We start from the raw sequence: 20,345 nt of genomic DNA, 5'->3' as shown, positions 1-20,345 counted from the left end.
TGTAAATTGCCAGGGTTGCGTGAAAGAAAATAACAACCGGGTAACGCAAGGTCACAGATTTATGTTTTCGGCTATCGCGTCAATAAGAACGATAACCTTATGACTAAAAACACATAGAGAAAAGCGGTACAGTGCACTGGTAGCTGTTGAGCCTGGGGCGGTAGCGTGTTGCAAAACATGTTTTTTAAAATCAGAATCCTGCTGATGTAGTAGAATCAAAGGGAAATCTCACGAGAAGTGCGTTATTTATACAATAAATCTCGCATTTATTTACATGTAACAAAATAGGGTCATTGATTTATATCACAGAGGAACGAAATGTTATCTCTGATTATCGACAGTCCTAGAAAATAGAACATAAATTATTAGATATTATCTATCTCACTATTTGTGCTGTGTCATATTAGGTACCAGGGAAAGATCATGAAAAGTACGTTTTTCATACAATGAATCGTATGTTTATTGACCTATGACAAAAGGGGGTCATTAAGTGATATCTAAGCAGAAGTGAATGTGATCAAATCTTCTTAATTCAAAAATAAATGGAATTAGCGTAATGAATCTTGAAGATTTAATGAAACATCTCACTATCATCCCTGATTATCGTCAGTCATGGAAAGTTGAACATAAATTATCTGATATTCTTCTTCTCACTATTTGTGCTGTTATCTCTGGTTCTGAGGGTTGGGAAGATATCGAGGATTTCGGCCATGTTCATCTGGATTTTTTGAAACTCTACGGCGATTTTGAAAACGGTATTCCTGTACATGATACTATTGCCAGAGTCGTGAGTAATATAAGTCCTAATAAATTTCATGAATGTTTTATTAACTGGATGAAGGAATGTCATACAATCGATGAAGACGTTATTGCGATTGATGGAAAAACGCTGCGCAGATCATATGATAAAAGCAGACGACGCGGAGCGATACATGTCGTCAGTGCATTTTCGACAATGAGTGGTGTTGTCCTTGGTCAGTTAAAAACGGCTGAAAAGAGTAATGAAATAACAGCGATGCCTGAGCTATTAAAACTGCTTGATTTAAAAGGTAAAATAGTGACGTCAGATGCAATGGGATGTCAGAAAGATATCGCTGAAAAGATCCGAAATAAGGAAGGTGATTATCTGCTGGCAGTGAAAGGGAATCAGGGGAAATTATACCGTGCGTTAGAAGACGCTTTTCCTGTGAAAAGGATAAACGATCCTGGGTTTGAAAGTTTTGTAGCGGAAGAAAAAAGTCATGGAAGAGAGGAAACAAGACTGCATATTGTCAGTGATATTCCGGATGGACTTATTGATTATACCTTTGCCTGGAAAGATTTAAGAAAAATAGGCATGGCAGTTTGTTTACGCTCAGAAATAGCAAAAGATAAAAAAGAACCTGAAATGTCCGTTCGTTATTATATTAGCTCATCAAATATTTCTGCAGAGAAATTTGCCTCATCGATACGCGGTCACTGGCAGATCGAGAATAAATTACACTGGCGTTTGGATGTGGCGATGAATGAAGATAATTGCCGAATAAGAAGAGGTGACGCTGCGGAATTATTTTCAGGAATAAGACATATTGCGGTAAATATTTTATCGCAGCATAAAGAATTTAAGGCAGGGCTGCGCAGAAAGATGCGTCGGGCAGCGATGGACAGGAAGTACCTCGCGTCAGTCCTTGCGGGCTGCGGGGTTTCGTAATCTTTCCCTGTATTAGGTACAGAAGGACGGGGGATATTGAAGATTTTTGTCATGTTCACTTGGGGTTTTTAAAAATTCTACGGTGATTTTGGAAACGATATTTCCATACATGACATGAGAGCCTAGGTAGTGGGTAATATAAGTCCTAATAAATTCCATGAATGTTTTATTTACTGGGTGAAAGAATATCGTATAGTCGATGAAGACATTATTGCCATTGATGGAAAACGCTGCGTAGATCTTATGATAAAAGTAGACGATTCGGAGCGATGCATGTCGTCAGCGCATTTTCGGCGATGAGCAGTATTGTTCTCGAACAGTTAAAAACGGCAGAGAAAAACAATGAAATAACGGCGATGCCTGAGTTATTAAAAATGTTTGATTAAAAAATAAAATTATCACAGCAGATGCGATGGGATGCCAAAAGATAATGCTGAAAAGATCTGCCAGAGGGAAGGCTATTATCTGCTGGCGGTAAAAGGAACTCAAGATAAATTATACCGGAAATTAGATAACGCATTATCCAGCGAATATATAAATGCTCTATAAGCAGAAGGTTTTTTTGAAGAGGAAAAGACATGGAAGGCATAAAACTTTATTTCAAATAGACAGTGATATTCCAGATAAACTGATTAGTTTCACTTTTTCTAAAAAATTTTAAAGTTTGAGCGTTGTAGTCAACTTTCAATTGGAGATAACAGAAAATAGGAAATAACTTGAAATATCTATTCATTATTATATTAGCTCATAAAATATAACAGTTAAGAAATTTTATTAAGCTATACGAAGATATTAGGCAGTGAAGAATAAATTACACTGTGTCTGGATATGGCGATGAATGAAGATAATTGTCGAATAAGAAGAGGATAGACAGCAGAATTCTTTTAGGGATAAAACATATAATAGTAAATATATTATCGTAGCATAAAAAATTTAAAGCTAGACTGTGCAGAGCGCGATGGACAAGAAATGCTTGGTGTCAGTCATTACGGGAAACTGGGCTTGGTAATCTTTCCCTGAGTATAGAATGAATCCTTTAAAATATATTATATAGAAAATTTTTTCGGGCAGCAATCAATCGGAAATGTTTCGAGTTGCTTTTGTAGAATATGTCGTTACGAAACTATAGTCTGAATAGCATGTTTTTTATATAAAAATAACCTATATAGTTAATAAGTTGAGGTACTAAAATGAATGTTTACGATTCTTTTTTTTCAATACTGATCTATATCATTCGACAAAAAAAACTACCCCGCATTTTTTTTCCAAAAACGCTAACGGAAAAAATTTTCTATTTGAAGCTTAGACCAAATTTAGAACTATCAAAATTAAGAACGCGTGTATCAGATAGGATCAGAGTGAGAGATTATGTTTCTCAAAAAAAACAGCATGATATATTAATACCATTACTATGGACTGGATTAAATTTGAGCAAGCAAGAATGGGATTTATTACCAAATAAATTTGTTGTTAAAGCTAATCATGGTTCAAAAATGGTTTCTATAGTAGACAAGAAAAACACCACATATGAGTCAATTTGTGATGAAATTAAAAAATGGCAAAAAATAGATTACTATAAAAAAGGCAGGGAATGGGTTTATAAAAATTTACCTAGAACTATAATTATAGAGGAACTTCTTAATTTCGAAAATGGCATTCCCCCTGATTATAAGTTTTTTTGTATTAATGGCAGAGTAGAGTTTGTTCAAGTAGACTTAGACAGATTTAGCAAACATAAAAGAAATATCTACACGAGGGATTTTAGTTTAACGAATGTAAAATATCAGTTTGAAATTGGAGATGATATTAAAAAACCTGCATTGTATGAAGATGCTGTAAAAATAGCAGAGCAACTTTCGACGGAATTTGATTTTATCAGAGTGGATTTGTATATATTAGAAGACAAAATATATTTTGGAGAACTTACTAATTTTCCAGGTAATTGTTTAGAAAAATTTGATCCATCAAGTTTTGATGAGAAAATGGGATTGAAGTTAAGATTGTTAAAAAAATAATTTTTATTCTTTTAATTAGCCAGAGTGCTAAAAATAAAGTATGAAAAATTCAGTTGTGCATCGATTATTCTTTTTAATACAGTAGCTATCTTTAATGGTTAATCTAATAGCTTACTAGCTGAAGTAATTGGTAGGGCTAAAAATTTAAGTATTGAAATAAAAAAGGATTACGGGAAGTATGTTTTTTATACAATGAATCGTGTATTAATTGATCTGTGATAAGATATAATCATTATGTGGTATCTCACCAGAATAAAATATGATCAAGTCTTTTTAGTTTAAAACTAAATGGAATTGTCGTAATGAGTTTTGAAGATTTAATGAAACATATTACTGTTATATCTGATTATCGATAGACCTGAAAAATAGAACATAAATTATTAGATGTTATTCATCTCACTATTTGTGCAGTCATATTAGGTGAAAAAAGGATAGGAAGATATTGAAAATTTTGGTCATGTTCACTTGATTTTTAAAATTTTATGGTGATTTTGGCAACGGAATTCTCCTGCATAATACGAGAGCTAGAGTAGTGAGTAATATAAGTTCTGACAAATTCCATGAATGTTTTATTCACTGGATGAAATAACGGCGATGCCTAAATTATTAAACATACTTGATTTGAAAGGTGAAATTATCACAGCAGATGCGATGGAATGCCAAAAGATAACGCTGAAAAGATCTGCTAGCAGGAAGTCGATTATCTGCTGGCAGTAAAGAAAATCAGCGGCAATTATACTGGGCATTAGAAGATGAATTTCCAGTGAAATGTATAAATGATCCACAGCTTGAAAGTTTTGTTACGAAAGAAAAAGCCATAGAAGAGAAGAAATCCGGTTTCATATTGTCAGAGAACCTGCTTGATTTTATTTTTTGGCTAGAAAGATTTAAAAAGATAGGAATGACAGTTAACTTCTGTTCGGAAATAACAGAAAATAAGAAAGAAGTCGAAATACCTGACTGCTACTATATTATTTCATCAGATATATTAGCTAGGAAATTATCCTCAGTGATACGAGATATTGGAGGGTGGAGAATAAATTAAACTGGCGTCTGGATATGGCGATGAATGAAGATAATTTTCGAATAAGACGGGGACGCAGCGGAATTATTTTCAGGGATAAAATATATAGCAGTAAATATCTCATCGCAGCATAAGTTGTTTAAGACAGGATTATAGAGAAAGATGCGCAAAAGCTGCGATGGATAGGAACTACCTCGCGTTAGTCCCTGTAGACTGCAGGATTCATAATCCTTATAAAGTATTCTACCTAAGTAAATCATATGCTCGTAGAAAACAGTCTGCTTAATATTATCAATTAATGGTCGTTTTATATGACACTTCTCTTTGAATATAAATATAATATTTGGATATTAACATGCCTCAGGAATTAAAGGTTGCTATAATTTTATCAGTCTATAAGTCAGATTCTTTAACTTTTTTAAAAGAAGCAGTTGATAGTTTAATAAATCAAACTTATAGCTGCATTGATATCTTTATCCAAGTAGATGGTTGGGTATCTGACGATGTGAAGTGTTTATTAAAAAAATATAATGAAGAAAATAATATCTTCATCTTCTATCATGCAGAGCAGAAAGGTCTTGCTACTCGGCTTAATAATTCCATTGATCTAATAATAGAGAAGGGGGGGTATGAATATATAGCCAGAATGGATTCTGATGATATCTCATGTTCGAATCGAATTGAAACTCAGGTTAAATTCATGAGTGATAATATTGATATTGATGTTGTTGGTTCTGATGTAATAGAGATCTCCGAGATTGGAGATGAATTATATTATAAGAAAATGGACTCAGATTCTGAAATCATCATGAAAAAAATTATTAAAAAATGCCCCTTAAATCATCCTTCAGTTATGTTTAGAACTTCTCTTTTTGAAGATGGTGTGAGATATAATGCTTCTTTAAAAAATACACAAGATTATTATCTCTGGATCGACTTATTATCAGCCGGGAAAAAAATATCTAATATAAATAAACCGTTGTTAAAATTTCGAGTGGATAATAATTTTCATTCACGACGTGGTTTTAAAAAGGCTATAAATGATTTAAATGCGAGATGCTATGCCTTTAAAAAATTAGAAGTATTAACCTTAACTAATATTTTACACACTGTATTATTGTTCCTTCTGAGGATTTCACCACCATTTTTGAAAAAAATTGCATATAATAAGTTTAGATAAATATAATTCCTAGATGTTAGTGGGTTTTTCATTCTTTCCAAGAATAGTTATTTATGTTAAAGCGTCTTGTAATCGGATGCATTATTTGTGGAAAAATATAGTGCGACTTTATTTATGATTTTTTTAATTCTATAGTCAGACGGCAATAACGATTATCGTTATGTGAAAAATAAAAATATTAATACATTTCTGGTTTTTAAATTGATTGATTAACAGTAATATTAATCAATCTATCAATTAACAAAAAAGTGGAAGTATTATTAGTGTTAAATATCAAAAATAATTATTTAATTAAGTTGTTGATGTCCACGTTTATAGCTAAGGTATTTGTGTCATTTGGTGGGATTTTACTTTCATTTGTTATCAGTCGACTTTATGGGGTTGATGTATTAGGTGATTTTTTTATTTTTCAAATATCAGTGATAACAATCAGCGTTATATTATCCCTCGGTATGAATGAAACAATAGTTTTATTCGTGAGTAAATATATAAAAGAAGTTGACATTTCATTATATTTGAAGTATTCAATTATTTTGTCAGGTTTATTATTTTTACTTTTCAGTTTGATAACCTCCTTGTTAAATATTAATTTTCTTCCTTCGAGTTATAAAGTAATTGCTAGCAATAAATATTTATTCCTAATTAGCATATATTCTTGCTTGATTAATACTCTACTCTCTGGCTTTATGAGGGGCGTAAAAAAACCAGCGTATTCTGTTTTACTAGAGAATGGAGTGGTGGCAATTATTAGTATAATAATAATTGCTTTAAATAGTTTATTGACTAATAACAGTGACATAAACATAGCGTATATGTATTGTTACTCAAGTGCCATTGTGACACTATTTTGTTTATACAAATTTAAAACTAAATTTTCATCCACTTTGAGAAAACCAAATAAAGATGAAATACGGTCGTTTTTTAGAAAAAATTGGTCATTCTATTCAATGGTCTTATGTGGGTTAGTAAGCACATCTTTTATATCACTTTATTTAGGCTATAAACTTGATTCTGAAGATGTTGCTTTGTTTAGAGTCATGCAGCAAGTATGTACGCTAATATCATTTTCACTTATAATACTTAATGCTGTTATGCCTGCATATATATCTGGTTTATTTACGGAAAATTCATTGAAAAAGATTGAGAACATTTCAATCAAAACATCAATATATGCAACGCTCTTATCGCTTCCGATATATTTGGTATGTATAATATTCCCCGCTGAGATATTTTCATATTTTAATATAAATGCAAATTCTCTTTCATTAATAATACTAGCATCAGCTCAATTGTTTAATGTTTCAACAGGCAGCGTTGCTTCAGTATTGAAAATGTGTGGATTAGAGAGGGAACTGAACTATATAATCATATCAACGAGTTTTATTAGTTTGAGTGTATTAGTGATATTAACCCCTATCTATGGAGTCTTGGGGGCTGTTATCGCGTCATCTTGTATATTAATAATTCAGAATTTTCTTTCATTGATCTTAGTGAAATTAAAGTTAGGAATATCAACCGTTTTTTATATTTGGAGAAGTCCACGTGAAGTTTAAAACTATCAAAATTAAGGCTGAAGAGTTTTTACTTGCATTTACTACAAGAAATAATGATATCAAGTTAAATTACTGTATAGAAAATAATGCGGGAGACTCATTTAATAAAGATTTTATTAAGGATTTCTTTAATAAATCAGTCGCAAAATATACATTTGGAAATAATGAGCATTATATTTTTTGCGGCAGTATCTTAAGCCGGACAAATAAAAATAGTATTATTATTGGTGCAGGTCTTATTTCTGAAACTAGGACGTTTGGAGAGTTTAAAAAATTTGTAGGCTGTAGAGGTCAATTGACATTAGATCGGGTTAATAAAAAATATCCAAATACTCAAGCTACTTTTCTTGGTGATCCAGGTTTAATGGTTCGCGAAATTTTCGATGTCGATATTGAAAAAAAATATTCAGTTGGTATTATTCCACACTTTGTTGACTATGAAAAAGTTATGAGTATGGTAGGAGATAATCCTAATTTTCATATTATAGATATAAAAAGAAATTATAAGGATGTTTGCAAGGATATTTTGATGTGCGATATTATTCTATCGTCATCTCTACACGGATTGATTTTTTCTGATGGTTTATCGGTTAAAAATAACTGGGTTAAATTTAGTGATAAAATAATTGGAGGGGACTTTAAGTTTAATGATTATTATTCAGTAATGGATCGAGCTAAGAAAGAACCCATTGTTTGCAATTCATTAGATGATATAAATTATGCTTTAACAAATTCTTTTGTTTCTCATAATCCCAATTATGGTAAGATGTTAAATACTATCAGTGAGTACTTTAAATAACATGAACATCTCGGTGGTTATTCCTGTTTATAATAAAGAAATATTTGTTATTCGATGTTTGCAATCGGTGCTGTTGCAGAAAACAAAACCAAGAGAAATTATCATTGTTAATGATGGCTCAACCGATAATAGTTTAAACGTAATAAATGACTTTTTTATCAAAACAAACACTGATATTGAAATTATTATTCTAGATATAGAGAATGGTGGTGTTTCCAATGCAAGAAATATGGGGGCAAAAAAATCAAAATCTGATTATATAGCTTTTCTTGATGCAGACGATGAATGGAGTCAAGATTATCTATTCGAAATGACCCAGTTAATACAAAAATATCCCAATGCAGGTGTGTTTTCATGTAATCATATGATAAATAGAAAAGGAAGTGATATATTCACTGCCATTTCATATATGGATGAGGGTTTTTCTGGACCTGTTGATTATTTCTATTCAGCACAAAAACAATCCATAATTAATAGCTCTAAAGTTATTGTTAATAAAAATATTTTTTTCTCTGTTAATGGTTTCCCCAAAGGAGTGCGATATGGGGAAGACCTTCATACTTGGATTAAATTAGCTCTGGTAAGCGAAGTGATTTTCACGAACCAAGCTCTCGTAACGATAAATCAGTTTCCAGATGAATCTAGAAACTCAAGATCTGATGTTGTTTTATATCCTTTAATTGTGGTATCATCGTATGAATATAAGAATAATAAAGAGTTAAAAAAATATCTACTAACGCTATTTAAACGAGGGTATCTATTTAGAATAAAAGAAGGTAATATAAAATCCGCATTTAAAACTTTAACTCATTCATTTAAAATATCGCCAATTCATGTATTTCTATATATACCATGCTTATTTATTCCTGCGTCGCTAATGAGAATTGCTTATAATATAAGTAAGAAAGGTCGATGATATGCTTGTCTATTCTTTAGTTCTCATTTTTTCATTATATTTTCTTTTGTTATCTAAAGTAAACAAAAAAATAGATCTGTATTCTTCGTTTATCCTAATGTTTATCCTATTGTTGATTGCAGGATTAAGAAGTGAAGTAGGTACGGATTATAATACATATGTCCATTTTATTACCTTAATTAAAGATGGTTATGATGTATATATGGAACTTGGTTTTCAAGCGCTAGTTAAATCTGTTTTATATATGGGTTTCGAATATCAAGTTGTTTTTTTGTTTAGTAGTTTTATTACTTTGATGTTTTTCTATTTGTACATATTAAAACATTCCAAAGGATATACGTTATCTGTTGTTTTATTTTATTTGTTTCCAATTTTCTACTTTGCTTCATTCAATGGTGTTAGACAATTTATTGCCGTTAGTATTTTTTTATATTCTATCCGTTTCATCTTGAATAAGAAATTTATTGCATATTTTACATGGATATTAATAGCGTCGTTATTCCATAAAACAGTGCTGCTTACTCTTCCTCTATATTTTATTTTAAATATAAGAATAGAATTAAAAGAAATTATTATAATTTCTTCCGGTTATTTATTGTCTGTTAGCTTACTCCCCTTTATCGGTAGAGCATTAGGTTTTCCTGAAAAATATTTTAATGATTCTCTTATATCAGAAGTGATAAATTATAAAATATTGGTCTTTCCTGTTATATTTTTATTCTATTATTCTATAAGAAATAAATATAAAGGTAAGTGTTTTGATGAAAATATAACAACAAATATGCTTTTAATAGGATCTCTCATATCACTGACGCCTTTTGTATCGACCTTACCATCCGCACCTGTTATAAGAATGAGTAGCTATTTTACACCGATAATAATTGTCTTGTTGCCTAATGTTTCGTATTTATTTAAAAATGGAGTTGTTCGGCTAATATATGTTCTGTCAGTAGTTCTACTATCTTTAATATATTTCTATTCAACGGTTATTGTTAATGGTGAAGTGGTTAATCTATTACCTTATTCTTTCAATTTCAATTTGTTATGACTCTATAGATAATCTTTTATATAAGAGTTTTTCAGTGTTTATTATTCTGGGTTTTTATTGGTAGTGATAGTTTTATGTTTAATAATTAGTTGGATATATCTTTTCCCAGATGTTATTTATAAATTATGAGGTGCTCGCAGCATTTGTCTAAAGTATATGCGATACATGAACGATATTACAGGTACTTTCACCTTGCTAAACCTATATCATAAATTGTTGTAAGACTTTACAGTGCACATTAATCAGGAGCAAAGAATGTCCAAGCAACAAATCGATGTTGTTTGGAATGACTGTAATGGAGTGCAATCTGGCGCTGAATATTGAAAGCAGCGGTTATACTGTGTCTATTTTTAACCGTTCCATCGACAAGACCGAAGAAATCGTTGCCGAGAACCCGGGTAAAAAACTGGTTCCTTACTATACGGTTAAAGAGTTTGTTGAGTCTCTGGAAACCCCACGCCGTATCCTGCTGATGGTGAAAGCGGGCGCAGGTACTGACAGTGCGATTGATTCCCTGAAACCTTTCCTTGAGAAAGGCGACATCATTATTGATGGCGGGAATACCTTCTTCCAGGACACCATTCGTCGTAACCGTGAACTGTCTGCCGAAGGCTTTAACTTTATTGGTACCGGTGTATCCGGTGGTGAAGAGGGCGCATTAAAAGGGCCTTCTATCATGCCGGGTGGCCAGAAACATGCTTACGAGCTGCTTGCGCCTATCCTGACCAAAATCGCCGCTGTTGCCGAAGACGGTGAACATTGCGTGACCTATATCGGTCCGGACGGTGCGGGTTACTATGTGAGGGTGCTACATGACGGTATCGAATATGGCGATATGCAACTGATCGCTGAAGTTTGCCTCCGTGCTGAAATACGGTCTCGGTTTGTCTTTGCTGCAGCTATCATGTGCTACTGGTGTTACCGTGACGCACCTGCCTGCCAGATTGATTCGGGCGCAGCGTGGCTACTTCGGGGCGCATAATCTATAAGCGTACTGATAAAGAAGGTGTGTTCTACACCGAGTGGCAGCAAGACTAAGTTAACGTTCAGTTTTGGCTTTTCCGCTAAGATTAGTCAGCGCAAGCTTCCTCGCTGGTTTTTCGCTATTATGCCCTGAAAAATTTTATTTAAGAGTCTATTGGGTTGGCTCTATGGCATCTGATATCCATGCTGGCTCACTGGATAAAACAGTTAAGGACCTCAGGCTGTATGAAAATTATCGTTACAGGCGGCGCTGGATTTATCGGTTCTGCGGTAGTTCGCCATCTGATTAAGAATACTTCTGATGAAGTATTAGTCATTGATAAATTGACTTATGCCGGTAACCTCGAATCTCTGGCAAGTGTTGCAGACAATAGTCGTTATTCGTTCCAGCAAGCTGATATATGTGACAGGGTAGTATTAGATAAAATTTTTCAGAATTATAAACCAGATGCAGTGATGCATCTGGCGGCTGAAAGCCACGTTGACCGTTCAATTGATGGTCCTGCTGCATTTATTGAAACCAATATTGTCGGTACCTATACGTTACTTGAGGCGGCTCGTCATTACTGGAGCCAGCTGGCAGACAGAAGTCACTTCCGTTTCCATCATATTTCCACTGATGAAGTCTATGGTGACCTGCAGGATAGCGGCGCATTATTTACTGAAAATACCCCTTACGATCCGAGCAGCCCTTATTCAGCGTCAAAAGCGGCGAGCGATCATTTAGTCCGTGCCTGGGCTCGCACCTATAAGATGCCGGTTCTGGTAACGAATTGCTCTAATAATTATGGGCCGTATCATTTTCCGGAAAAGCTGATCCCCTTAGTGATCCTCAATGCGCTTGAGGGTAAACCCTTACCGGTTTACGGCGACGGCAGTCAAATTCGTGACTGGTTGTATGTTGAGGATCACGCTCGCGCTCTTTACAGCGTACTGACGCAAGGCTCTGTCGGTGAAACTTATAATATCGGCGGCCATAATGAACGTAAAAATATCGATGTAGTGCTGACGATTTGTCGTTTACTGGATGAAATCATTCAGGATAAACCTGCCGGTATTGCGCAATTTGAACAACTGATTACTTATGTCACTGACCGACCCGGACACGATCTGCGTTATGCCATTGATGCCAGCAAGATAGAAAGGGAGCTAGGTTGGGTTCCTGAGGAAACCTTCGAATCAGGTATTCGAAAAACGGTGGAGTGGTATCTGACAAATGCGTCCTGGTGGCAAAGAGTGCAAGATGGCTCCTATGCCCGTGAACGTCAGGGATTAGCGCAGTAGTCTAATTTTAAGGAGCTAAAATGAAAGGTATTGTTCTGGCAGGTGGTTCGGGGACTCGGCTCTATCCTATTACTCAGGGCGTTTCTAAGCAGCTGCTGCCCATCTACGATAAGCCGATGATCTATTATCCCATTTCTGTGCTGATGTTAGCGGGCATTAGGGATATTTTGCTGATCACCACGCCGGAGGATTTATCCTCGTTTCAGCGTTTGCTCGGTGACGGTAGCCATTTAGGTATTGCCCTTAGTTATCAGGTACAGCCTCGTCCGGAAGGTCTGGCGCAAGCTTTTCTGATTGGCGAAGAGTTTATTAATGGTGAGTCTTGTGCTCTGGTATTGGGGGATAATATTTTCTTCGGTCAGGGTTTTGGCAGCAAACTGGAGATGGTTGCTCAGCGTACGCAAGGAGCATCGGTTTTTGGCTATCAGGTGATGTCTCCGGAGCGTTTTGGCGTGGTTGAATTCGATGAAAACTATCGGGCATTATCGATAGAAGAAAAACCGGTTAAACCTAGGTCAAACTGGGCCGTCACTGGGCTTTATTTTTATGATAACCAGGTTGTTGATTTAGCCAGACAGGTTAAACCTTCCCAGCGTAATGAACTGGAAATCACCACGATTAATCAAATGTATCTGGAAATGAATCAGCTGAATGTTGAATTATTAGGGCGTGGTTTTGCCTGGCTGGATACCGGAACCCACGATAGTCTGATTGAAGCGTCTCAGTTTGTGCATACTATCGAAAAAAGACAGGGTTTTAAGATAGCATGCTTGGAAGAAATTGCTTTTCGTAAGGGATGGTTAACCCCGGAGCAGGTCAAAGAAAATGCGACCTTGATGGAAAAAACGTCCTACGGACAGTATCTGCTCCAGTTACTCAATGATCAGCGACAGTGATATTTAATATCAGCAGTATCACCCTGATTTTTTGAAAGTGTTCACGAGTACTTCCGACGTTTTAAAGAGAATAATTAAAAAATACAGTTTGGTATTTGAATCGATATTTAAAAGAGCACCCTGGTTATTCAGGGTCATGAAATAAGAGACATGGAAAAATGAAAATAGCGATTGCCGGAACTGGCTACGTTGGCCTGTCAAATGGTATTTTAATTGCCCAGAATCATGAAGTGGTTGCCTTAGATATTGTCCAGGAAAAAGTTGAATTACTGAATAATAAGCGTTCACCGATTGCTGATAAAGAAATTGAGTCTTATCTGGTGACTAAGCCACTTAACTTTCGTGCCACCACAGATAAAGAAGATGCCTATACTAGGGCAGACTATGTGATTATCGCCACACCCACGGATTACGATCCTAAAACCAATTACTTTAATACCAACAGCGTTGAGTCGGTGATTAAAGACGTGATGGCGATTAATCCAACCGCGGTAATGGTGATTAAGTCGACCATTCCAGTGGGTTTTACCCAGAGCATGAGGGAAAAACTCGGTACCGATAATCTGTTTTTCTCGCCAGAGTTTCTGCGCGAAGGGCGCGCCCTGTACGATAACCTGCACCCTTCCCGCATTGTGATTGGTGAACGTTCAGAACGTGCGGAACGCTTTGCTGCGCTGTTACAGGAAGGGGCGATTAAGCAGGATATCGCCGTGCTGTTTACTGATTCAACCGAAGCCGAAGCCATTAAGCTGTTTGCCAATACCTATCTGGCGATGCGCGTGGCCTATTTTAATGAGCTGGACAGCTACGCGGAAAGCCTGGGGCTGAATAGCAAGCAGATTATTGAAGGGGTTAGCCTCGACCCGCGGATCGGCTCTCATTATAACAATCCTTCTTTTGGTTATGGTGGTTACTGCTTACCGAAAGATACCAAGCAGTTGCTGGCTAACTACCAGTCTGTGCCTAACAACCTGATTTCAGCGATTGTAGATGCCAACCGCACCCGTAAAGACTTTATTGCCGACTCGATTCTGGCGCGCCAGCCTAAAGTCGTGGGTGTGTATCGCCTGATTATGAAAACCGATTCTGATAACTTCCGTGCTTCTTCTATTCAGGGCATTATGAAGCGGATTAAAGCGAAAGGCGTCCAGGTTATTATTTATGAGCCGGTGATGAAAGAGGATGAGTTTTTCCATTCCAAAGTTATTCGTGATTTGAACGCATTTAAACAAGAGTCGGATGTGATTATCTCGAACCGTATGGCAGAAGAATTATTGGACGTGGCTGAGAAGGTTTACACCAGAGATCTCTTCGGCAACGATTAATAACCTGGAGTCGATGATTTATAAGCTGTATCTTGATTTTATTATTCGGGATACGGCTTTTTTTATATACTTTTAATCAATTAGATGCGTCCTTGCATCTTTTTCTTTATTCAGGCAGTTTTAAATACTCGCGTATTAAACTTTATAAAATTCACGATACCAGTCGACAAAGTTTTTCACTCCCTCTTTTACCGACGTTTTTGGTTTAAACCCTATCACATCGTACAGTGCTGTTGTATCGGCGCTGGTCTCATGCACGTCACCAGGCTGCATTGGCAGCATATTTTTTTCTGCTTTAATATCCAGTGCTTCTTCCAGCGCAGTAATATAATCCATTAATTCAACCGGTGAACTGTTGCCGATATTATAAACGGCGTAGGGCGCCGAGCTGGATGCCGGTGAGCCGGTTTCTACTGACCATGTATTATTTTTTTGCGGGATCACATCTTGCAGACGAACAATAGCTTCAACAATATCATCAATATAGGTGAAGTCTCTTTTCATTTTCCCATAGTTATAAACATCTATGGGTTTACCTTCCAGCATCGCTTTTGTGAATTTAAATAGCGCCATATCCGGGCGGCCCCACGGGCCATAAACAGTAAAGAAACGCAAACCTGTGGTAGGTAGATGATAAAGATGGGAGTATGTATGCGACATCAGTTCGTTGGCTTTCTTGGTCGCAGCGTAGAGTGAAACGGGATGGTCTACAGAGTCGTCAGTAGAAAAAGGCATTTTGCGGTTCAGGCCATACACAGAGCTGGACGAAGCATATAACAGATGCTGTACCTGATTATGACGACAGCCTTCCAGAATATTTAAATGCCCAATCAGATTCGCCTGGGCATAAGCATGGGGGTTTTCTAAAGAGTATCTTACCCCTGCCTGGGCGGCGAGGTGGATCACGCGATCGAATCTCTCTTGGTTAAAAAGCTTAGCAATATTCTCGTTGTCCGCTAAGTCAAACGCGTAGAAAGAAAACGCTTCACCCGATATAGTATCAAGGCGCGCCTGCTTGAGCGTTATATCGTAATAACTATTAAGATTATCAATACCGACTACCTGATGTCCCATATCCAGAAGGCGTTGGCTTACCTGCGAGCCTATAAAACCAGCAGCACCCGTGACCAGAAATTTCATACTGTTCCTTTAATCTTTGTATTGTTTTTATGATACAAAATAATCGTTGCTATAATACCGCTATCTGTTCCATAAGCAAAATCACGATAGTATTACAACTCTTGGATAGGGAACCTTGTGGTAAATTATATTAGTAACATCTGTTATTTTCCTAACGGAAATTGGATTATAAATCCGATTGGTATGTGTTTAATGGATTATTATTCTGTGATAGAATAATAATTATCAGTAATATTTTATCTTTATGTGGTCTGTCAGTCAGTTAACGTGCTGAAAATATGACCATTTAAACAGAAAAAACGAATTCCCCAAAAAATACGTCTATTATACAGGGATGGTTTAAGAAAATTCATAGTATAGCAGGTAACCTGTTGTCTGATTTTATCTCGCGCACGGAGAGCATATGAACGTTGAAAGTAAAATGGGTCTTAAGGAACGAGATCCGAATGAGATTGATTTAATTGAGGTTGTGCTGCTGCTATGGCGGGGAAAGCTGTTGATAACACTGCTGGCTCTGCTGGGTACGGCATTTGCCGGCGGGGTGGTGTTTTTTTCGCCACAAAAATGGACCTCTACCGCCACTATTACCCGGCCGGATAGTGCGCAGATTGCCAGCTATACTTTTGCAGTGAGCGTGCTGGACGGAGCCCCCTCTTTTGACGCCCGGGATATTGAGTCCCGATTGATTAATCGCTTTTCTGCGAGTTTTTCGGCGCTGGCTGAAAGTCTGCGCAATCAAACGCGTCCGGAAAATCTCACTATTGCTCCTTCTGAAAAAGGGCAGCCGTTACCGCTTAAACTCAGTTACGAAGGTAGCAGTGCGAGAGCTGCACAGGCTCAGTTAACCGAGTATATTGAACAGACGAATACCCGTATTGCCAGCGAGCTGGAAGCGAATTTACGTGAGAGTCTGCAGCAGAAAATCATGGCGCTGAATAGTCTGCTGTCGGCGCAGGAAAAAATTGCCCAGGAGCAAAAAGATCTGCGTATTGAGCAGATTAAGGAAGCTCTAAAATTTGCCGAGGCGGCGAATATTGTTCATCCTCAGCAGCGGCAAGGGGATAGTGCTACCCAGGACACGCTGTTTTTACTGGGGAGTGAAGCGTTAAAAGCGATGGTAGAGCGTGAGTCTATGCGTCCGTTAGTTTATCCGGATGATTATTTTCAGAATCGTCAGCAGCTCCTGGCGATTAAAGGTCTCAAAATCGATAAGACCAGTATCAGCACTTATCGCTATGTCTTAGCGCCAACACTCCCGGTGCGTCGGGACAGTCCGAAAACTGCACTGGTATTGATTTTAGGTCTGTTGCTGGGGGGAATGATTGGCTGCGGTGCGGTGCTGGGGCGTAATACTATCAGGGAATATAAATCACGCCAGTAAATGATTTTTTGTGTTTCACATTGCAGGTACGTTGCTTAACCAAGGTCCTGACTGGCATCAACTCTCAGGGGACGCTTTCTTGCCGCATGATGAGGCTCAAATATGAGTCTTGTCATGCGGGGCCAGCGCAAAACGAATTATTTTGGTTAATACCTGCCACACTTTGAGCACCAGGCGCCTTGGAGTTGGTTTACAATGTCAGCGCTATACGCTTACCATCTGGCAGGGTGACATCCAGCGCAAGTTCACCACCAAGTGCGGTAACATAACGTTTTAGTGTTGATAACTTGGGATCATTTTCGACTTTTTCAATCTTCGCTATAGCCGGCTGTTTAACACCAAGTTTGGCTGCCAGTTGTGTTTGTGAGATGTTTAACTCTTCACGCAATCGTGCCAAGGTAATCTCTTGACGGAGCTCAGCTGTACGGGCTTCAATACGGGCACGGCTCTCTGGTGAGCGTGCAGCGATCATTTTTTTAAGCGTTGTCATCTTCATTTACCTTTGGTGATTTCAGATGCGATTTGAACTCGTCGTCTGCTATCTGGGTCATACGTTTACAGAACAATTTTTCATCCTTGCCTTTCTTGTCTCCGGCACATAAAACAATCGCTTTACGTGCGGGATCAAATGCGAAGAAGGCCCTGAACGGATGGCCACCAACCTGAACACGTAGTTCCTTCATATTTTTGTAGCTTGAGCCTTTAATTTTATCGACTAGTGGCCGTCCTAACTGCGGACCATCTTCTTCTAAGATATTGAGGTGTGCTAAAATTTCATCTTGTACTTCTTCGGTCTGTTTCTCAAACCAAGTATCGAATTATATTCGTGTTATTACTTTCCAGGCCAATTTGAACACCTCCATGTGTTGTCAACAGCATAATATAACCTTGGGGTTATATTTGCAAATTGGTGGTGGGGCGGTTTCTCTATTTAGTTACCGTATCAATCATTTTCAAACAGGCCACCACCACCGTGGCCTGTTCTGTTTTAGCGACTACAGCTTACTTCCCCTGATGTCTCTGGCGCAGGTTATCAATTACCGCACTCAGATCCAGTTTCTGATCCTGGAGCAGCACCAGCAGGTGATAGACCAGGTCAGAAGCTTCATTGGTCAGCTCGGCACGGTCATTAACTGTGGCTGCCAGCGCGGTTTCAACCCCTTCTTCACCCACTTTCTGGGCAATGCGCTTGGTGCCGCTGGCGTAGAGTCGGGCAGTGTAGGAGCTTTCAGGTGCGGCATTTTTGCGCGACGCCAGTAGCTGTTCCAGCTGGTAGAGGAAGTGCCAGTCGTGGTGGGTATCCGCGAAGCAGCTGCTGGTGCCTAAATGGCAGGTCGGGCCAATGGGATTGGCGAGTATCAGTAAGGTGTCGTTATCGCAGTCCGGGGTGATACTGACCAGATTTAAAAAGTGGCCGCTGCTTTCCCCTTTGGTCCACAGGCGCTGTTTGCTGCGGGAGAAGAAGGTGACTTTGCCGCTGTTGATGGTTTGATCCAGCGCTTCCTGGTTCATATAACCCAGCATCAGGACTTCACCCGACTGAGCGTGCTGGACAATAACAGGCATCAGATCGGCGGTTTTTTCCCAGTCTAATTGGGCGCGTTGTTGTTCGGTTAACACACTCTAATCTCCACACCTTGTTGAACTAAATAGGCTTTCAGTTCACCAATATTAATAATTTGCTTATGGAACACGGACGCGGCCAGTGCACCGTCGACGTTGGCGTTACTGAAGGCTTCATGGAAGTGCTCCAGGGTACCGGCTCCGCCAGAGGCAATAAGCGGAACCTGGCAAACCGCGCGGACTTTGCACAGTTGCTCCAGGTCATAGCCATTACGCACGCCGTCCTGGTTCATCATATTCAGTACGATTTCCCCGGCACCTAAGCGCTGAACTTCTTGTACCCAGTCCAGGGTTTCCCATTGTGTCACCCGGGTACGGCTTTCATCGCCGGTATACTGGTTAACATGGTATTTGCCGGTTTTTTCGTCAAACCAGGTATCAATGCCCACCACAATACACTGTACTCCGAAGCGATCTGCCAGACGTGTAATCAGCGTCGGGTCCGCCAGGGCGGGGGAGTTGACAGAGATTTTATCGGCACCGAAGGAGAGGATCTGCGCGGCGTCTTCCACCGACTTAATGCCCCCGGCGACACAGAAAGGAATATCAATCACTTCGGCGACACGGGTCACCCAGCTCTTATCCACCACACGCCCGTCACTGGAGGCGGTGATATCATAGAACACCAGCTCGTCAGCCCCTTCCTGTGCATAGCGTTGCGCCAGCGGGACGATATCACCAATAATTTCGTGGTTACGAAACTGTACCCCTTTGACCACTTGCCCGTCACGTACATCCAGACAAGGAATTATCCGTTTTGCCAGCATGAAATTGCCTCCGCTGCTGTGAATTTACCTTCCAGTAATGCCCGACCTACAATGACACCGCTCACGCCACTGCCACGCAGGGCGGCGATATCGTCCAGTCCGCCAATTCCGCCTGAAGCCTGGAAACCGACCTGTGGAAAACGGGCGCAGACTTCCCGGTACAGTTCAACGTTAGAACCGCTCAGCGTGCCGTCGCGGGAGATATCGGTGCAGAGCACATGCTTTAAGCCAAAAGGTAAAAATTGCTCAACCAGCTGTTCAAGCGTCGTGCCGGAGGTTTCCTGCCAGCCGCTCACTGCCACCTGTTTTTGACCTGCGGCATCAATACGCACATCCAGCGCCAGTACAATAGCGTCAGCCCCGAAGCGCTCAAACCAGCCTTGTACTTTTGCCGGGTCAGAAACTGCCGTAGAACCGACCACCACGCGGGTGGCACCGGCATTGAGCAGGGCTTCAACATCCTGTTCGGTGCGCACGCCGCCGCCGACTTGCACCGGAACACTGACTCCGGCCAGCAGTTTTTGCAGCAGTGGGATCTGGCGCGCGGCAGGATCTTTTGCGCCGGTTAAATCCACCAGATGCAGGATCTCTGCGCCCTGGGCTTGATAATCCTGAAGTCTTGGCAGCGGGTCGCGGCCATAGTCGCGTTGCTGGCCATAATCGCCTTGATGAAGACGTACCACGGTGCCGTCAATTAAATCGAGTGCCGGAATAATCATG

The 20,345-nt window shown here is 38.8% G+C and carries 18 protein-coding genes and 3 pseudogenes; 15 read left to right on the top strand and 6 right to left on the bottom strand.

Going from position 1 to position 20,345, the window contains the following annotated elements; translation table 11 throughout:
* Positions 1-556: 556 nt before the first annotated feature.
* The 14 genes and pseudogenes from Q1A40_RS01890 (at position 557) to ugd (ending at position 14,714) form a co-directional block, all read left to right on the top strand.
* Entirely contained in the window at positions 557-1,690 is a 1,134-nt protein-coding gene (locus tag Q1A40_RS01890; RefSeq protein ID WP_299997050.1) for an ISAs1 family transposase, read from the top strand.
* Between the two features lie 230 nt (positions 1,691-1,920).
* A complete protein-coding gene (locus Q1A40_RS23145) occupies positions 1,921-2,076 on the top strand; it encodes a transposase (protein WP_367275726.1) in 156 nt (51 codons plus the stop codon).
* Positions 2,077-2,107: 31 nt separating this feature from the next.
* The gene (locus tag Q1A40_RS01885) at positions 2,108-2,239 is read left to right on the top strand and encodes a hypothetical protein (RefSeq protein WP_299997047.1); all 132 of its coding nucleotides are present in this window, start codon (positions 2,108-2,110) and stop codon (positions 2,237-2,239) included.
* A gap of 641 nt (positions 2,240-2,880) precedes the next feature.
* The gene (locus Q1A40_RS01880; protein ID WP_299997045.1) at positions 2,881-3,705 is read left to right on the top strand and encodes an ATP-grasp fold amidoligase family protein; all 825 of its coding nucleotides are present in this window, start codon (positions 2,881-2,883) and stop codon (positions 3,703-3,705) included.
* A gap of 302 nt (positions 3,706-4,007) precedes the next feature.
* Positions 4,008-4,882, top strand: a pseudogene (locus tag Q1A40_RS01875) (ISAs1 family transposase); the annotation flags it as partial.
* 202 nt (positions 4,883-5,084) lie between these two features.
* Complete coding sequence (locus Q1A40_RS01870; protein ID WP_299997042.1) at positions 5,085-5,909, top strand: glycosyltransferase; 825 nt, start codon at positions 5,085-5,087, stop codon at positions 5,907-5,909.
* A gap of 263 nt (positions 5,910-6,172) precedes the next feature.
* Positions 6,173-7,462, top strand: a complete 1,290-nt coding sequence (locus Q1A40_RS01865; protein WP_299997038.1) for an oligosaccharide flippase family protein — start codon at positions 6,173-6,175, stop codon at positions 7,460-7,462.
* Complete coding sequence (locus Q1A40_RS01860) at positions 7,452-8,261, top strand: polysaccharide pyruvyl transferase family protein (RefSeq protein WP_299997035.1); 810 nt, start codon at positions 7,452-7,454, stop codon at positions 8,259-8,261. Before Q1A40_RS01865 ends, Q1A40_RS01860 begins: the two co-directional genes overlap by 11 nt.
* A gap of 13 nt (positions 8,262-8,274) precedes the next feature.
* Positions 8,275-9,177, top strand: a complete 903-nt coding sequence (locus Q1A40_RS01855) for a glycosyltransferase family A protein (RefSeq protein ID WP_299997032.1) — start codon at positions 8,275-8,277, stop codon at positions 9,175-9,177.
* Between the two features lies 1 nt (position 9,178).
* Positions 9,179-10,225 carry an EpsG family protein gene (locus Q1A40_RS01850; RefSeq protein WP_299997029.1) on the top strand — a complete coding sequence of 349 codons (1,047 nt, stop codon included), beginning with the start codon at positions 9,179-9,181 and terminating at the stop codon, positions 10,223-10,225.
* Positions 10,226-10,480: 255 nt separating this feature from the next.
* Positions 10,481-11,078 (top strand): annotated as a pseudogene (locus tag Q1A40_RS01845) (NAD(P)-binding domain-containing protein); the annotation flags it as partial.
* Positions 11,079-11,434: 356 nt separating this feature from the next.
* Entirely contained in the window at positions 11,435-12,493 is a 1,059-nt protein-coding gene (gene rfbB / locus Q1A40_RS01840) for a dTDP-glucose 4,6-dehydratase (RefSeq protein WP_299997026.1), read from the top strand.
* Positions 12,494-12,513: 20 nt separating this feature from the next.
* Complete coding sequence (rfbA, locus tag Q1A40_RS01835; protein ID WP_299997024.1) at positions 12,514-13,389, top strand: glucose-1-phosphate thymidylyltransferase RfbA; 876 nt, start codon at positions 12,514-12,516, stop codon at positions 13,387-13,389.
* A 158-nt stretch (positions 13,390-13,547) separates the two neighbouring features.
* Positions 13,548-14,714 carry a UDP-glucose 6-dehydrogenase gene (gene ugd / locus Q1A40_RS01830; protein ID WP_299997021.1) on the top strand — a complete coding sequence of 389 codons (1,167 nt, stop codon included), beginning with the start codon at positions 13,548-13,550 and terminating at the stop codon, positions 14,712-14,714.
* Positions 14,715-14,849: 135 nt separating this feature from the next.
* Here the strand turns inward: ugd and Q1A40_RS01825 are convergent, their stop codons facing one another.
* A complete protein-coding gene (locus Q1A40_RS01825; RefSeq protein ID WP_299997018.1) occupies positions 14,850-15,854 on the bottom strand; it encodes an NAD-dependent epimerase in 1,005 nt (334 codons plus the stop codon).
* A 403-nt stretch (positions 15,855-16,257) separates the two neighbouring features.
* On the opposite strand from Q1A40_RS01825, the gene wzzB reads away from it, so the two are divergent.
* The gene (gene wzzB / locus Q1A40_RS01820; RefSeq protein ID WP_299997015.1) at positions 16,258-17,235 is read left to right on the top strand and encodes an LPS O-antigen chain length determinant protein WzzB; all 978 of its coding nucleotides are present in this window, start codon (positions 16,258-16,260) and stop codon (positions 17,233-17,235) included.
* 190 nt (positions 17,236-17,425) lie between these two features.
* Here wzzB and Q1A40_RS01815 read toward each other — a convergent pair whose 3' ends face one another.
* The 5 genes and pseudogenes from Q1A40_RS01815 to hisA form a co-directional block, all read right to left on the bottom strand.
* Positions 17,426-17,725, bottom strand: a complete 300-nt coding sequence (locus tag Q1A40_RS01815; RefSeq protein WP_299997012.1) for a helix-turn-helix domain-containing protein — start codon at positions 17,723-17,725, stop codon at positions 17,426-17,428.
* A pseudogene (locus Q1A40_RS01810) lies at positions 17,712-18,098 on the bottom strand (type II toxin-antitoxin system RelE/ParE family toxin). The gene Q1A40_RS01815 and the pseudogene Q1A40_RS01810 overlap by 14 nt, the downstream one beginning before the upstream one ends.
* Before the next feature lie 139 nt (positions 18,099-18,237).
* Positions 18,238-18,855 (bottom strand): bifunctional phosphoribosyl-AMP cyclohydrolase/phosphoribosyl-ATP diphosphatase HisIE, encoded by a 618-nt coding sequence (gene hisIE / locus Q1A40_RS01805; RefSeq protein WP_299997009.1) that lies wholly within the window; start codon positions 18,853-18,855, stop codon positions 18,238-18,240.
* The gene (gene hisF, locus Q1A40_RS01800; RefSeq protein ID WP_299997007.1) at positions 18,849-19,625 is read right to left on the bottom strand and encodes an imidazole glycerol phosphate synthase subunit HisF; all 777 of its coding nucleotides are present in this window, start codon (positions 19,623-19,625) and stop codon (positions 18,849-18,851) included. The genes hisIE and hisF overlap by 7 nt, the downstream gene beginning before the upstream one ends.
* Complete coding sequence (gene hisA / locus Q1A40_RS01795; protein WP_299997004.1) at positions 19,607-20,344, bottom strand: 1-(5-phosphoribosyl)-5-[(5-phosphoribosylamino)methylideneamino]imidazole-4-carboxamide isomerase; 738 nt, start codon at positions 20,342-20,344, stop codon at positions 19,607-19,609. Before hisA ends, hisF begins: the two co-directional genes overlap by 19 nt.
* Between the last annotated feature and the right edge of the window lies 1 nt (position 20,345).

The sequence above is a fragment of the uncultured Cedecea sp. genome, assembly GCF_947498825.1.
Classification (GTDB): Bacteria; Pseudomonadota; Gammaproteobacteria; order Enterobacterales; family Enterobacteriaceae; genus JGM124.
This window is presented reverse-complemented; position numbering and strand designations above follow the sequence as displayed.

Bases quoted from the DNA above. Each gene is read 5' to 3' on its own strand.
- Q1A40_RS01890 (WP_299997050.1), top strand. From the start codon at position 557: ATGAATCTTGAAGATTTAATGAAACATCTCACTATCATCCCTGATTAT.
- Q1A40_RS01885 (WP_299997047.1), top strand. From the start codon at position 2,108: ATGCCAAAAGATAATGCTGAAAAGATCTGCCAGAGGGAAGGCTATTAT.
- Q1A40_RS01880 (WP_299997045.1), top strand. From the start codon at position 2,881: ATGAATGTTTACGATTCTTTTTTTTCAATACTGATCTATATCATTCGA.
- Q1A40_RS01870 (WP_299997042.1), top strand. From the start codon at position 5,085: ATGCCTCAGGAATTAAAGGTTGCTATAATTTTATCAGTCTATAAGTCA.
- Q1A40_RS01850 (WP_299997029.1), top strand. From the start codon at position 9,179: ATGCTTGTCTATTCTTTAGTTCTCATTTTTTCATTATATTTTCTTTTG.
- rfbB (WP_299997026.1), top strand. From the start codon at position 11,435: ATGAAAATTATCGTTACAGGCGGCGCTGGATTTATCGGTTCTGCGGTA.
- rfbA (WP_299997024.1), top strand. From the start codon at position 12,514: ATGAAAGGTATTGTTCTGGCAGGTGGTTCGGGGACTCGGCTCTATCCT.
- ugd (WP_299997021.1), top strand. From the start codon at position 13,548: ATGAAAATAGCGATTGCCGGAACTGGCTACGTTGGCCTGTCAAATGGT.
- Q1A40_RS01825 (WP_299997018.1), bottom strand. From the start codon at position 15,854: ATGAAATTTCTGGTCACGGGTGCTGCTGGTTTTATAGGCTCGCAGGTA.
- wzzB (WP_299997015.1), top strand. From the start codon at position 16,258: ATGAACGTTGAAAGTAAAATGGGTCTTAAGGAACGAGATCCGAATGAG.
- Q1A40_RS01815 (WP_299997012.1), bottom strand. From the start codon at position 17,725: ATGACAACGCTTAAAAAAATGATCGCTGCACGCTCACCAGAGAGCCGT.
- hisF (WP_299997007.1), bottom strand. From the start codon at position 19,625: ATGCTGGCAAAACGGATAATTCCTTGTCTGGATGTACGTGACGGGCAA.
- hisA (WP_299997004.1), bottom strand. From the start codon at position 20,344: ATGATTATTCCGGCACTCGATTTAATTGACGGCACCGTGGTACGTCTT.